Origin of the sequence: Cellulosimicrobium arenosum (genome assembly GCF_014837295.1) — a bacterium.
Classification (GTDB): Bacteria; Actinomycetota; Actinomycetes; order Actinomycetales; family Cellulomonadaceae; genus Cellulosimicrobium; species Cellulosimicrobium arenosum.
Genome location: NZ_JACYHB010000001.1, coordinates 62,369 through 76,532 on the forward strand (window position 1 = coordinate 62,369; position 14,164 = coordinate 76,532).

At 73.1% G+C, this 14,164-nt stretch carries 13 protein-coding genes and 1 tRNA gene; 11 read left to right on the forward strand and 3 right to left on the reverse strand.

The window, feature by feature from the left end:
- Positions 1-46: 46 nt before the first annotated feature.
- Entirely contained in the window at positions 47-2,794 is a 2,748-nt protein-coding gene (aceE, locus tag IF651_RS00295; protein WP_191827099.1) for a pyruvate dehydrogenase (acetyl-transferring), homodimeric type, read from the reverse strand.
- A gap of 357 nt (positions 2,795-3,151) precedes the next feature.
- Between aceE and IF651_RS00300 the strand changes: the two genes are divergently transcribed.
- From IF651_RS00300 to IF651_RS00310, 3 genes are all read left to right on the forward strand, one after another.
- Entirely contained in the window at positions 3,152-3,565 is a 414-nt protein-coding gene (locus tag IF651_RS00300; RefSeq protein WP_191827100.1) for a DUF3052 family protein, read from the forward strand.
- Positions 3,549-4,025, forward strand: coding sequence for a redoxin domain-containing protein (locus IF651_RS00305; RefSeq protein WP_191827101.1), 477 nt, complete (start codon positions 3,549-3,551; stop codon positions 4,023-4,025). Before IF651_RS00300 ends, IF651_RS00305 begins: the two co-directional genes overlap by 17 nt.
- A 57-nt stretch (positions 4,026-4,082) precedes the next feature.
- A tRNA-Val gene (locus tag IF651_RS00310) sits at positions 4,083-4,159 on the forward strand.
- 117 nt (positions 4,160-4,276) lie between these two features.
- Here the strand turns inward: IF651_RS00310 and IF651_RS00315 are convergent.
- Positions 4,277-5,497: an FAD-dependent oxidoreductase gene (locus IF651_RS00315; RefSeq protein ID WP_191827102.1), complete on the reverse strand. Its 1,221-nt coding sequence runs from the start codon at positions 5,495-5,497 to the stop codon at positions 4,277-4,279.
- 170 nt (positions 5,498-5,667) lie between these two features.
- On the opposite strand from IF651_RS00315, the gene IF651_RS00320 reads away from it, so the two are divergent.
- From IF651_RS00320 to IF651_RS18100, 7 genes are all read left to right on the forward strand, one after another.
- Positions 5,668-6,165: a MarR family transcriptional regulator gene (locus IF651_RS00320; RefSeq protein WP_191827103.1), complete on the forward strand. Its 498-nt coding sequence runs from the start codon at positions 5,668-5,670 to the stop codon at positions 6,163-6,165.
- 122 nt (positions 6,166-6,287) lie between these two features.
- Entirely contained in the window at positions 6,288-6,845 is a 558-nt protein-coding gene (locus tag IF651_RS00325) for a putative immunity protein (RefSeq protein ID WP_191827104.1), read from the forward strand.
- Between the two features lie 76 nt (positions 6,846-6,921).
- Positions 6,922-8,202, forward strand: coding sequence for a YhjD/YihY/BrkB family envelope integrity protein (locus IF651_RS00330; RefSeq protein WP_191827105.1), 1,281 nt, complete (start codon positions 6,922-6,924; stop codon positions 8,200-8,202).
- A 43-nt stretch (positions 8,203-8,245) separates the two neighbouring features.
- Positions 8,246-10,018: a bifunctional 3'-5' exonuclease/DNA polymerase gene (locus IF651_RS00335; RefSeq protein WP_194719737.1), complete on the forward strand. Its 1,773-nt coding sequence runs from the start codon at positions 8,246-8,248 to the stop codon at positions 10,016-10,018.
- Positions 10,019-10,044: 26 nt separating this feature from the next.
- Positions 10,045-11,007: a Nif3-like dinuclear metal center hexameric protein gene (locus tag IF651_RS00340; RefSeq protein WP_422110420.1), complete on the forward strand. Its 963-nt coding sequence runs from the start codon at positions 10,045-10,047 to the stop codon at positions 11,005-11,007.
- A gap of 50 nt (positions 11,008-11,057) precedes the next feature.
- On the forward strand, positions 11,058-11,801 hold the full coding sequence (locus IF651_RS00345; RefSeq protein WP_191827106.1) for a CT398-like coiled coil hairpin domain-containing protein: 744 nt from the start codon (positions 11,058-11,060) through the stop codon (positions 11,799-11,801).
- Complete coding sequence (locus tag IF651_RS18100; protein ID WP_191827107.1) at positions 11,798-12,910, forward strand: reverse transcriptase-like protein; 1,113 nt, start codon at positions 11,798-11,800, stop codon at positions 12,908-12,910. The genes IF651_RS00345 and IF651_RS18100 overlap by 4 nt, the downstream gene beginning before the upstream one ends.
- A gap of 39 nt (positions 12,911-12,949) precedes the next feature.
- On the opposite strand, the gene IF651_RS00355 is transcribed toward IF651_RS18100, so the two are convergent.
- A complete protein-coding gene (locus IF651_RS00355; RefSeq protein ID WP_191827108.1) occupies positions 12,950-13,747 on the reverse strand; it encodes a peroxide stress protein YaaA in 798 nt (265 codons plus the stop codon).
- 159 nt (positions 13,748-13,906) lie between these two features.
- On the opposite strand from IF651_RS00355, the gene IF651_RS00360 reads away from it, so the two are divergent.
- Positions 13,907-14,161, forward strand: a complete 255-nt coding sequence (locus tag IF651_RS00360; protein ID WP_338403678.1) for a tautomerase family protein — start codon at positions 13,907-13,909, stop codon at positions 14,159-14,161.
- Positions 14,162-14,164: the final 3 nt, after the last annotated feature.

The following is a 14,164-nucleotide window of genomic DNA, read 5'->3' on the forward strand; positions in this document are numbered from 1 at the left end:
GCGGGTGAGCGGCCGTCGTCGTCGCGCGGTCAGGCTGCGACCGTGATCAGGACTCGCCGCCCGCGTTGCCGGACGTGCCGGCCGTCACGTCCATCAGGCGGTACTTCTCGATCGCCTTGGCCGACGCGTCGGCCGGGACCTTGCCCTGCTTGGCCAGAGCCTGCAGGGTCCGCACGACGACGGAGGGCCCGTCGATCTTGAAGTGACGGCGGGCTGCTGCCCGGGTGTCGGAGAACCCGAAACCATCGGCACCGAGCACCGTGTAGTCACCGGGGACCCACTGGCGGATCTGGTCCGGCACGAGGTGGTCGTAGTCGCTCGTCGCGACGAACGGACCCTCGGCACCGGAGAGCTTCTGGGTCACGTACGGCACCCGGGGCTCAGCGCCCGGGTCCAGGAACGCGTCCCGCTCGGCCGCGAGGCCGTCGCGGCGGAGCTCGTTCCAGCTCGTCACGCTCCACACGTCGGACGCGACGCCCCAGTCCTCGGCGAGGAGCTGCTGCGCCTCGAGCGCCCACGGCACGCCCACGCCGGAGGCGAGGAGCTGTGCCCGGGGGCCGTCGCCCTCGCCGACGGAGACGCGGTGGATGCCGCGCAGGATCCCCTCCACGTCGACGTCTTCCGGCTCGGCCGGGTGGACCATCGGCTCGTTGTAGACGGTGATGTAGTACATGACGTTCTGGTCCCGGCCGTCGGACCCGTCGCCGTACATGCGCTCGATGCCGTCGCGCACGATGTGGCGGATCTCGTACCCGTAGACCGGGTCGTACTGGACCATCGCGGTGTTCGTGGCGGCGAGGATCGGGGAGTGCCCGTCGGCGTGCTGCAGGCCTTCGCCCGTGAGCGTGGTGCGGCCCGCGGTGGCACCGATGATGAACCCGCGCGTGAGCTGGTCGCCGGCCGCCCAGAACTGGTCGCCCGTGCGCTGGAACCCGAACATCGAGTAGAAGATGTAGACGGGCACCATGATCTCGCCCTGCGTGGCGTAGGACGTGCCGACCGCCTGGAACGCCGACGCCGAACCGGCCTCGTTGATGCCGGTGTGCATGATCTGCCCGGCCTCGGACTCCTTGTAGCTCAGCATGAGCTCGCGGTCCACGGCGAGGTAGTGCTGGCCCTGGGTGTTGAAGATCTTCGCCGAGGGGAAGATCGAGTCGAGGCCGAACGTGCGGGCCTCGTCCGGGATGATCGGCACGATGCGCTTGCCGAACTCCTTGTCCTTGATCAGGTCCTTGAGCAGCCGCACGAACGCCATCGTCGAGGCGATCTCCTGCTGGCCGGAGCCCTTCTTGAGGATCTCGTACGTCTTGTCGCCCGGCAGCTGGACCGGCTTCGGGTTCGAGCGGCGCTCCGGGACGAACCCGCCCAGACCCTTGCGCCGGTCCAGCAGGTACTGGATCTCCGGCGCGTCGGCACCCGGGTGGTAGTACGGCGGCTCGTAGGGGCTGGCCTCGAGCTCCTCGTCGGTGATGGGGATCCGCAGCGAGTCGCGCAGCGTCTTGAGGTCGGCGAGGTTGACCTTCTTCATCTGGTGCGTCGAGTTGCGGCCGGCGAAGGTCGACCCGAGCCCGTAGCCCTTGACCGTGTGCGCGAGGATCACGGTCGGCTGACCGGTGTGCGCACGCGCCGCGGCGTAGGCCGCGTAGAGCTTGCGGTAGTCGTGGCCGCCGCGCTTGAGGTTCCAGATGTCGTCGTCGGTCATGTTCTGCACGAGCGCCTTGGTACGCGGGTCGCGTCCGAAGAAGTGCTCGCGGATGAACGCGCCGTCCTCGGCCCGGTACGTCTGGTAGTCGCCGTCCGGCGTGGCGTTCATGAGGTTGACCAGGGCGCGGTCCTTGTCCGCGTTGAGCAGGACGTCCCACTCGCGGCCCCAGATGACCTTGATGACGTTCCAGCCCGCTCCGCGGAACTGCGCCTCGAGCTCCTGGATGATCTTGCCGTTGCCGCGCACCGGACCGTCGAGACGCTGCAGGTTGCAGTTCACGACGAACGTCAGGTTGTCGAGCCCCTGCTGTGCCGCGAGCTGCAGCATGCCGCGCGACTCGGGCTCGTCCATCTCGCCGTCGCCGAGGAACGCCCACACGTCCTGCTGGCTCGTGTCCTTGATCCCGCGGTTGTGCAGGTACCGGTCCGTCCATGCCTGGTAGATCGCGCTCGACGGGCCGAGGCCCATGGAGACGGTCGGGTACTCCCAGAAGTCCGGCATGAGCCGCGGGTGCGGGTAGGACGGCAGGCCGCCGCCCGCGTGCGACTTCTCCTGACGGAACCCGTCGAGCTGGTCGGCCGAGAGCCGACCCTCGAGGAACGCACGGGCGTACACACCGGGAGAGGCGTGGCCCTGGAAGTAGATCTGGTCGCCGCCACCGGGGTGGTCCTTGCCGCGGAAGAAGTGGTTGAGCCCCACCTCGTACAGCGTCGCGACCGACGCGTAGGACGAGATGTGCCCTCCGACCCCGATGCCGGGGCGCTGTGCGCGCGTCACCATGACGGCGGCGTTCCAGCGGATCCAGGACCGGTAGCGGCGCTCCAGCGCCTCGTCGCCGGGGAAGTAGGGCTCGTCGTGGACACCGATCGTGTTCACGTACGGGCTCGTCAAGGACGCGGGGACGGCGACGTTGCGCTCGCGTGCCCTCTTGAGCAGGTTCAGCAGGACGTATCGGGCGCGCGGGCCCCCACGGTCGTCGATCAGGCCGTCGAGGGACTCGACCCACTCACCGGTCTCGGCGGGGTCGATGTCCGGTACCTGGCTGAGCAAGCCGTTGATCAGCGGTCCGGTCTCGTCGTACGAAGCCACCAGCAACCTCATATCTCGTCGGATGCCGGGCGCCGGTCGTGGGGTGCACGACCATCGCCCGTCTCGGAGCCACTCCGGCACGCGGTCGTGGCCGCTGTTGGCGTCCGCGCCTCTTCGCGAGACCAGGTGGTTCTCCCCATTGTGTTCTCATCCGGGCCCGAAGTCACACCAAAGCCAGGTCAAGGTGACGTGATTTCCGCGACAGGGGGCGTCGGGACACGTCCACGCCCCACCTGCTGTCGGGCATCGCCGCGTGCGGTGGGCTACCTTTGCGGGACACGGCAGGTGACGACGCCCTCGGGTGGCCGCGCCGACGACGTGCTGACGACGCTCACGAGGGAAAGGAACGGCACGACTGTGACGGACACGGCAGGATCCCGCGAGGTCGACCGCCTGGGGTTCGCGCCCGGGAACGTGGTCCAGGAGTTCGGCTGGTCCGACGACGTCGACGACGACCTGCGGGTCGCGATCGAGGAGCGGGTCGGCGGCGAGCTGGTCGACGAGGACTACGACGACGTCACGGACGGCGTGATCGTCTGGTGGCGCGAGGACGACGGCGACCTGACCGACATGCTGGTCGACGTCCAGACCGTGCTCGACGACGGCGGCACGATCTGGGTGCTGACGCGCAAGCCGAGCCGTGAGGGGCACGTGGGCCACGACGTCATCCAGGAGGCCGCGACGACCGCCGGGCTCCACGCGACGAGCACGTTCGCCATCGCCGAGGACTGGTCGGCGACCCGGCTCGGGACGCGTGGCCGCGGTCGCTGAGGACCGGCACCCCCGGCCGGGCGACCTCGCCCCGGACTTCACGCTCCCGGACACCCATGGCACGCCGGTGCACCTGGGCGGTCATCGCGGACGCCCGGTGCTGCTGGTGTTCTACCCGTTCGCGTTCTCCGGCACGTGCACCCACGAGCTGGCCGGCCTGCGCGACAACCTGGAGGCGTTCGACACCGCCGGAGCGACGTTGCTCGGCATCTCCTGCGACTCCGTGTTCGCCCAGAAGGCGTGGGACGAGCAGCAGGGGTTCGGGTTCGACCTCCTCTCCGACTTCTGGCCGCACGGGGAGGTCGCCCGCTCGTACGGGGTCCTCGACGAGCGACGTGGGCTCGCCGTCCGTGGTTCGTTCCTCGTCGACGCCGACGGGGTCGTCCGGTGGTCGGTGGTCAACCCACCGGGTCGCGCTCGTGACCTGGACTCCTACCGGCGTGCGCTGGCGCAGCTCTGACCTCATGCCGGTCCGGGCCGCGCGACGGAACCGGTAGGCTGTGCACCGCTGTTTCGGGGGCCTGTAGCTCAGCTGGTCAGAGCGCCACGCTTACACCGTGGATGTCGGGGGTTCGAGTCCCTCCGGGCCCACCACCAGGGGTTCTGCGCACTCTGATGTGCAATGTCGTCGACCGGCCCCGTGACCGGGCGGATCTGCTCGCACCGGGAACGCCTCCTCGAGACGCAGCCGGGCCGGGTGAGGCGGTCGCCTCAGACATCCGGCGCGCCCGGGTCGACGGTCGATGAAGGAGGCTGCTGTTCCGGGACGCGGTAGGCGTACTGGTATCCGTACTGCTCGGCGGTGGCCTTGCCGCCCATCCGCAGGAACATCCCCAGGGTGAGGTCGCGGAACAGGCTGCCAGCCGCTGAGGAGACCTTGCGTGCTCCGATCTGACGTCCGAAGCGGACGATCTTCTCCGCTCGGGCCTTCCGGTCGGCGGTGAACCCCTCGAACACTGCTCGCGGTTCGGACTCCTGCTGCATCCAGTGCGCGAGCACCGCTGCGTCCTCGATGGCGAGGCTCGCGCCCTGCCCGGTGGACGGGCTGACGGCGTGCGCGGCATCGCCGATGAGGCAGGTGCGCGCGGTGTGCCAGGTCTCGAGCGACGGCATGTCGTACAGCGGCCATGCGCCCAGCGAGTGCTCGGCGGCGTCGAGGATCGCGCGGATCGGGGCGGGGTCGTTCTCGTGGAGGCGGCGGATGCCGGCCATCCAGGCGTCCTGGTCGAGGTCGGCGAGCTCGTGCCGGTCGGGTTCGTCGCGGCGGGGCAGGTTGGTGAACCAGTAGGCGACCCTGTCCTTGACGGTGTAGCCGAAGAACGCGCGATGCCCGAAGTACATCTGCTGTCCGGTCGTGTCGGGCAGGTCGGCCTCTGTCCAGCTGCCGCAGTCCACGATTCCGCCGTAGGAAGGTTCGGGTGCATCGGGCCAGGTCAGGCGCCGAACGGTCGACCAGATGCCGTCCGCCCCGATCACCACGTCCGCGGTCAGGGCACGTCCGTCCGCAAAGGTCGCCTCGATACCGTCGGGCTGGGTCCGCAGCTCCACCACTCGGGCGTCGAACAAGAACTCCGCTCCCTCGGCCTGTGCGCGCTCGGCGAGCTCGCCGTGCAACCGTGCTCGCCGTAGCACCATGCCGTGCGCGCCGTAGCGTTCGAGGTCGTCACTGCCGTCGAGCTCGGCGATCCGGCGGCCTCGGGCGTTGTAGAAGTCCATCCCGGCCGCCTCGAACCCGCCGGTCGCGGAAGGGACGTCTCCGAGGCCGATCGCGCGGAGAGCGTTGATGCCGTTCGGGGCGAGGTAGAGGAACGCGCCGCCGGTGTCGCGGTGGCTCCCGCGCGCCTCTGCGACCGTTGCGTCGTGTCCGTAGCGTCGCAGCGCGTGAGCGAGCGTGGAGCCCGCGATGCCGCCGCCGATGATCAGAGTCTTCATCGTTCCCTCTCCGGGTAGCTCGTTCGGTGGACGTCAGTCGTTCGTCTCGCCGCAGGTGCCGGAGCCGACCCGTGCTCTGCGACGACCGACCGCGCCTCCGGCTGCGCACGCGGCGCCCCATCCGAAAGATCGTTCGGCCGAACGAACAAGACGACGGTAGCATGTCATCCGTGAACCGAAGCAGTTCTGAGAAGCCAGCCAGCCGTGACGAGCTGCTGGCCGCACTGGCGGACTCGGGGCGCGAGCTGAGCACCGCGGTGATCCTGTTCCACACCAACCTGGCCCGCAGGGTCGGCCTCGGCCCGTCCGAGGAGAAGGTGCTCGAGCTCGTCCACCGCCACCGGCACGCCACGGTCAGCGAGCTGGCCGAGCACGCCGCGATGCGCAAGAACTCCCTCAGCGACACGCTCGACCGGCTGGAGGACAAGGGCTTCGTGGAACGCCGGCCCCACCCGGGCGACGGCCGCAAGGTCTCGGTGATCGGCACCGCCTCCGGCCTTGAACGCATCGGCACGCTGTTCGACGGCCTCATGTCGGGGCTCAGCGAGCTCAACGCCGACTACACGACGGAAGAGCTGGCCGTCATCGCCGAGTACCAGCATCGCGCCGCCGAGATCCAGACCGCCGCATCGCACTCGCTCGCCGGCGACGCCACGCCGTCCCGGTGACGAGCTGACCGTGAGTCGTGCTCACCCATGGCGGCATGCAGATCATCGTGGGTGGCGGCGGTGTGGGCGTGGCGAGCTGCCCGCCCAGCAGGATCGCTGCCGTGCTGTGCGAGAGTTGACGCATGGGATCCCCGCAGTCGCTCGGCGACGCCGATCGTCGGCTCGTCGCGTCGTGGGCCGCGGACTGCGCGGAGCGGGTCCTGCCGCTGTTCGAGGCCGAGGCGCCTGACGACGATCGCGCGCGCGACGGCATCGACCGCGCCCGCGCGTTCGCGCTCGGTGAGCTCGAGACGGCCGGGGAGATCCGCCGCCGCTTCGTCGCGGGCCGCGCCGCCGGGTCCGTCCGGGGCCCCGCCGCTGTGGCCGCCGCTCGGGCCGCAGGGCAGGCCTCAGGCGTCGCACACATGGGCGCCCACGCGCTGGGGGCGGCCGCGTACGCGGCGAAGGCCGCAGCCCTGGCCGCGCCCGACCGCGAGGACGCACGCGACGACGAGGTCCGCTGGCAGCTCGGACACATGGCGCCGGCCGTCCGGACGGCGCTGTCTCGCCTGCCGCTGCTGGGGGAGGACCCGTCGGGACCGCTGGGCGCAGGACTCCTCGCCTCCGGGGTGCTCGCGACGACGATCCGCGAGATCCAGGCGGAGCTGACCCACCGGGACTCACCATCGCCCGCACCCTGACACTCCTGCGCGGTCCGAGTCCTGCGGTCCGTTCCCGCCGCGTCCATCACGTCCGTCACCTCGGGGGTCGAGTCACGTGCTCGTCGTCGTGATGACGCTCGCGCTCGCGCTCGCGGTCGTCGCTCGCCGCGTCCCCGCCGTGCGGACGGCGACGAGCACCGCGACGTCGACCATCCTCGCCCTGCTCGCGGCGACCGCGGCGCTCGTGACGGTCACCTGGGTCGTGCCCGGCCTCGAGGGCGCGGGCCGGACCGCGTGGGCGGCCCTCGCCACGGTCCTGCTCGGCGGCGGAGCCCTGGCGGCGGGGGCGTGGACGACCGAGCACGTCGCGCGGCCGCTCCACGCGTGGCGGGTCGAGCGTGCCGCGAACGGACCGGACCTGCGCGACCGGCTCGTCCGCCGCGCCGCCCGCACCCCCGTCCGTGTCCGTGGTGTCCCCGTGCTCGAGGTGGCGGTGCGCGCGGGCTACCGCTCGTCGGACGTCCGCGTGCCGGGCCTCGCCGCCGAGATGTCGTACTACGGGCTCATCTCTCTCGTCCCCCTGACCACGGCGCTCGGCGCGAGCCTCGGCTACCTGCGCCCGCTGCTCGGCGACGCGCGCGTCGACGAGATCCGCACCACGATCGTCGACGGCCTCACCACGGTGTTCTCCGGCCAGGTCGCGAGCGACGTGCTTGCCCCGCTCGTCGACGGACTGCTCGCCGAGCGTCGTACCGGCTTCGCGCTCGGTGCCTTCGTCGTGGCGCTGTGGCTCGCGAGCCGCGTCTTCCGTGCCGCGGTGCGGGCACTGGACGACGCCTATCGCGTGGAGCAGCGCCGCGGCGTCGTCGCGCAGTACGTCCTCGGCATGTCCTTCGCGCTGGGCGCCGTGGCGACGTTCGTGGCGGTCGTCGCGATGATCGTCGTCGGGCCGCTGCTGGGCGACGGCGCCGCGCTGGCCGACAGGCTCGGGCTCGGGGACGCCTTCCGCGTCGCGTGGGACGTGCTGCGATGGCCCGTGGCGGTCTCCATGTCCGTGGCCTTCCTGACCCTGCTCTACCGCTATGCCCCGAACGTCGACAACACCTGGCGGCGCTGCCTGCCGGGGGCGGGGGTGGGGACGCTCGGGGTCGTGCTCGTGGCGTGGGGGTTCGGGATCTACGTACGTCTCGCGGTCCCGAGCACGCCCGGGGTCGACGAGGGGGCGACCGCCGTCGTCCAGGTGGCCGGGCAGATGCTGGGACTGGTCCTCGCGGGGGTCCTGTGGTTGTGGCTCACGAGCATCGCGGTCCTCGCCGGGGGTGTCCTCAACGCCGAGCTGGACGTCGAGCGCAGCGAGTCCGCGGCAGCCGTCGGCGAGCCGGCCCTCGACGACTGACGACCGGCGCGTGGGTGCGGTGGGGCAGACTGCGACCGTGTACCTGACCGTCGCGCGCGCCGTCGGATCCCGGGACCGGGGGGACCGGGCCGTCGGCTCGGGCACGTCCGTCGTGCTCCGACGAGCAGACGCCCACGGTCTCCCGCGCGGCGACGCAACGACGACCGGACGCGGGACGCTCGCCGAGACCGTCGGCGCGGCCGACCGTGTCGTGTGGGACGACACGAACCGGTGGTACCCGGCGCTCCTCGCGGCGGGCGGGCGGGTCGAGCGCGCGTACGACCTCCGCCTGTCCCGGGCGATCCTGCGACGGTCGGCCCTGACCGCCGGGACACCCTTCGCGACACGGCCTCCGGGGGAGTGGGACGCGCTGGGTGCCGCCCCCGCCGGTCCGGACCCGACCCTGCCGGCCCGTCCGGACGCGCTCTTCGAGCTCGGTGGGGCGACCCCACGGGGGCAGGTCGCACCGTCCGACCTCGACCCCCTGCCGGAGCTCGCGGACCAGCTCGCCGCGCTCGCCGGGGCGACCGGCCCCGACGCACCCGGCCGGTTGCGCCTGCTCGTGGCGGGAGAGTCCGCAGGTGCGCTCGTCGCCGCGGAGATGCACCACGCCGGGCTGCCGTGGCGCGCCGACGTCCACGACGAGATCCTCGCGGGCGTCCTCGGGCCGCGTCCCCGGCCGGGCGAGCGACCCGCCCGCATGGAGGAGCTCGCCCGGACGATCCGTGCCGCGATCGACGCGCCGCCCACCCTGAACCCCGACTCGCACCCCGACCTGCTCAAGGCGTTGCAGTACGCGGGGGTGGGGACGCGGTCCCTGCGCAAGGGGGACCTCGAGCGGCTCGACCACCCGGTGGTCGAGCCGCTGCTGGAGTACAAGAGGCTGCAGCGGCTGCTCACGGCGAACGGCTGGACGTGGCTCGACACCTGGGTGCGCGACGGGCGGTTCCGCACCGAGTACGTCGTCGGCGGTGTCGTCACGGGCCGGTGGTCGTCGAGCGGCGGGGGAGCGCTGCAGCTGCCGCGCCAGGTGCGCCGCGCGGTCGTCGCGGACCCGGGCTGGAAGCTCGTCGTCGCCGACGCCGCCCAGCTCGAGCCGCGCGTGCTCGCGGGACTCGCGTCCGACGAACGGATGGCCGACGCCGGTCGGGGCGTCGACCTGTACGCCGGGATCGTCGCCTCGGGGGCGGTGGCGAGCCGTGAGCACGCGAAGGTCGGCATGCTCGGCGCGATGTACGGCGGGACGACGGGCGACAGCGCACTCGTGCTGCCACGGCTGGCCCGAGCGTTCCCCGACGCGATCGCTCTCGTCGAGCGTGCGGCACGTGCGGGGGAGCGCGGCGAGTCCGTCACCACCCGACTGGGGCGGAGCTCGCCCGGGCCGGGCGAGGCATGGCACGCGGCGCAGACCGGTGCCTACGCCGCCGAGGGCGCCGACGGAGCCGAGGGCGCCGACGCATCGGCACGGGCACGCGCGCAGACCCGTGCCTGGGGCCGCTTCACGCGCAACTTCGTGGTCCAGGGCACGGCGGCCGAGTGGGCGCTGTGCTGGCTGGCGTCGATCCGACGTCGTCTCTGGGAGCTGGGGACGGGAGACGTCGCCGGTGCGGCGGCAGAGCCGTTGGCACGGCGTGCGCACCTCGTGTTCTTCCTGCACGACGAGGTCGTCGTGCACGCGCCCGAGTCCCTGGTGGACGATGTCGCCGCCGTCGTGGCGGCGGCCGCCGAGGAGGCAGGAAGGCTGCTGTTCGGCGACTTCCCGGTCGACTTCCCGTTGAGCGTCGCCGTCGTCGACGACTACGCGCAGGCGAAGTAGGCGGGCACGCCGGGTAGCCTGCCGACATGGCGTCCGACCCGAACCCGCACGCTGCGGCCCCCGCACCGTCCGCCTCTCCCATGCTCGGTGGGGTCGCGCGGAGCCTCGACGCCCTCTACCCGCCGTCGACCGCCGAGGACTGGGACGCCGTCGGGCTCGTCGCGGGCGACCCGGACGCACCCGTGCGCAAGGTCCTGCTCGCCGTCGACCCGGTCGAGGACGTCGCCGACGAGGCGCTCGAGTGGGGCGCCGACCTGCTCGTGACGCACCACCCGCTGTACCTGCGCCCCGTCCACTCGGTCGCCGCGACCACCTTCAAGGGCGCGCTCGTCCACCGGCTGATCCGGGGCGGGTGCGGGCTGTACGTCGCGCACACCAATGCCGACGCAGCGCGCCGTGGTGTCGCCGACGCACTGGCCGACGCGCTCGACCTGCTGCACCGGACCCCGCTCGTCCCCGCACCCGGTTCGGGCCTGACCGGTACGGGTCGCGTGGGCCGGCTCGCGGAACCGACGACGCTGCGGGCGTTCGCGGAGCGCGTGGCGAGCGTCCTGCCCGCCACGGTCCAGGGCGTGCGCGTCGCGGGCGAGCTCGACGCCCGGGTCGAGTCGGTCGCGGTCGTCGGCGGCTCGGGAGACTCGTTGTTCGACGCCGTGCGCGCGAGCGGGGCGGACGTCTACCTCACCTCGGACCTGCGCCACCACCCTGTCTCCGAGCTGCGCGAGCGCGCCCGGCGCGAGAGCCGCACAGGTGGCGCGCCGGGCGCGGGCGGACCCGACGGGACGGACCGGGAGGCCGCGACCCCGTATCTCGTGGACGTCCCGCACTTCGCGTCCGAGTGGCCCTGGCTCCGCTACGCTGCCCAGGACCTGGTCCGTGCGCTCGCCGAGCGGGGGACGAGCGTCGAGACCCGGGTCAGCACGACCGTCACTGACCCGTGGACGGCGCGGTTCGCGTCCGCCCCGCCGCCCCCGGAACCGACCCGCTGACCGCCCGGCCGACCACGGCCGGCCCCGGTCGCACGAGAGGAACGAACCACGTGGCCACCGCACCCCCAGCCGACCAGCTCCGCCTGCTCGACGTCCAGGAGCTCGACACGCGCACCCAGCAGCTCGCCCACCGGCGCGCCAACCTGCCCGAGCTCGCCCGGATCGCCGAGCTCGACGCGCAGGTGGCGGACCTCACCGCCTCGCTCGTCGACTCGCGCACCGCGGCCTCGGACCTGCGCCGTGAGCTGACGAAGGCGGAGGCCGACGTCGAGCAGGTCCGGAACCGCGCGACGCGCGACCAGGGCCGCCTCGACTCCGGGCAGGTCGGCGCCAAGGACGCGCAGGCGCTCGTCTCCGAGCTCGAGTCGCTCGCGCGCAGGCAGTCCGCGCTCGAGGAGGTCGAGCTCGACGTCATGGAGCGGCTCGAGGCGCACGACGCGGCGCTGGCCCGGCTGGACGCGGCGAACGCCGAGCTCCAGGCGGCCCGCGACGAGGTCGTCGCGACGCGCGACGCACGCTTCGCGGAGGTCGACGAGGAGGCGGCCCAGGTGGCCGCACGGCGCGCGGAGCTGGTCGCGGGGCTCGACTCCGGGCTCCTCGCGCTCTACGAGCGGGTGCGGGACCAGAACGGCGGCCGGGGTGTCGTCGCCCTGCGCGGTCGGTACCTGGAGGGCCTGAACGTGTCCCTCAGCCCTGCGGAGCTCAACGTCATCACGTCGGCGGCCCCGGAACAGGTGGTGCGGCTCGAGGACTACGGCCACATCGTCGTCCGCACCGAGGCCCCGGCGGAGTGAGTCGGGACGACGCGACGACGCGCGACCTCGTCGTCGAGGCCGAGGGCGGATCGCGCGGCGACCCGGGCCCCGCGGGTTACGGCGCGCTCGTGCGCGACGGCGCCACCGGGGAGGTGCTCGCCGAGCGGGCGATGTTCCTCGGGGCGACGACCGACGACGTGGCGGGGTACGCCGGGCTGGTCGCGGGCCTGCGTGCGGCGGCGAGGATCGACCCGGACGCGCGCGTGACGGTCCGGACCCGCTCGCGCCTCGTCGTCGAGCAGATGTCCGGGCGGCGGCAGATCGAGCGCGACGACGTGCGACGCCTCGCCGCGGAGGCCGCGGCGGTGCTGCCGCCCGAGCAGGTGACCTACGAGTGGGTCCCGCGAGCGCAGAACGCCGACGCCGACCGTCTCGCGACGCGGGCGACGGACACCGAGGGCAGGTTCGTCCGCGACCACCCGCGGGCCGCGCCGTCGGGTGCTGAGCCTCTCGTCGGCACGGACGAGGCCGGACCGTCGGCCTCCGGCGGGCGGACGGTGGGCGACGACGCGCGACCCGGTGCTGCGCCCGCTCTGACGGTCGTGCTGGTGCGCAGCGCGCAGACACCGGCCGGTGCCGTCGCCGGGTCCGGCAGGTCCACGGGTCCTGGTGAGTCCCTGACCGCTCGTGGTCGCACGCAGGCGGCGCGTGCCGCGGACCTCGTCTTCCGGCTCGGGCGCTCCGCATGGGCCGACCTCACGCGCCCGAGCGTGCTCGTCGCAGCCCCGACGGCACGGTCGCAGGAGACCGCGCTGGCGGTCGGCCGTCGGCTCGGGCTGAGCGTCACCACGGACGAGCGTCTCGGTCCGTCGTCCCCGGACGGGGGAGAAGAGGTCCGTGCCGTGCTGGAGGACCTCGTGCGCACCCACCTCGTGGACGCCCCGACCGGCTCGACCGGCCCGGCCGATCGCGGGGCGGTGGTCGTGGCGGACGCCGTGCAGGTGCGCGCCGCGATCGGCGTCGCGGTGCAGGCGGCTCCGGCGCGGTGGTCCCTGCTCCGCGTCCCCCCGGGCTCCGTGAGCATCCTGCGGCTGTGGGGCGACGGGACGACCGAGCTGGTCGCAGCGGGGGTCCCGGGCGACCTGTGACCCGCGGGTGGACGCGAGGACCCCGGGTCGTCGCGGTGGTCAGCGGACGACGAGCTCGAGCGTGAACCGCCCCGTGCCGTCGTCGCGCGTCGTGGCGTCGAGCAGGCTGGTCCCGACGAGCTCGTCGGCCGCCTTCGTGAGGTCGTGGACCGACGCGACCGCGCCCGGACGGCGCAGCAGGTGTCCCGTGAGCACACCCCGCGTGTGCTTCGCGTTGTGCGAGACGACTGCGCGCTTCCCGTCCGCCTCGCGCAGCACGCGCACCGCGACCCACTGCGCGGCGTCGTCTCCGACGGTGCGGGGGCGCCAGGCCGCGGCGTAGGTGGCGGACCGGCAGTCGACGACGACGTCACCCGCGGCCCGGTCGTCGAGCGCCGTCCCGAGCTCCGCGCGCCACGACGCGGCGAGGCGCCCGACGCCGGGCAGGTCGACACCCATCGACAGCCGGTAGGCGGGGATCCGGTCGGCGGGAGAGACCGCACCCCACAGGGCGGAGACGATGCGCACGTCGTCGCGAGACCGGGCTGCGGCCTCGCCCCCGATCGTGAGCGACCCGGCAAGGTCTGCGGCGGCGTACAGCACGCCGGAGTACACCCGAGCGGCCGGCGCGGCGGGCGCCGTGCGGAGACCGACGTTGCGGCGGATCTCGGCGACGAGGCCCGGGCTGACACCGAGCACGCGGGCCGCGTCGTCGCGGGCGCTCGCGGTGACGAGCGCGTCGAGCACGCGCTCGCGCTGCGCGGTGAGACCCGGGGAGGACAGGCCCGCGAGGTCGACGGGCGCGGTGCCGTCCGGGGCGGGGGTCTTCCCCTCGGACGGGGGCAGCAGCACGAGCACCGACCTACCCTACGGTCGCTAGGCTGGCTCGATGGCCCAGGTGAAGATCTACGGACTGCGTCGCGTCTGGGGCGAGCGGCGCGCACAGGTGTCGGACGCGCTGCACGCCGCGCTCGTGCGTGCCTGGCAGCTGCCGAGGAGAAGCGGTTCCACCGCTTCGTGCTCCTGGAGGACGGCGACCTGGTCGCCCCGCGCTCCGACGCCTACCTCGTCGTGGAGGTCGTGTGCTTCACCGGCCGTACCCCCGAGGCCAAGCGGGCGCTCGTCCGGGCCGTGTACGACGACGTCGCTCCCGCGCTCGGTCTCGATGCGGACGACGTCGAGCTGGTCGTCCTGGAGAGCCCGCGCGAGAACTGGGGGATCCGGGGCGTCGGCGGTGACGAGCTGGCGCTCGGGTACCGCGTCGAGGTCTAGTCC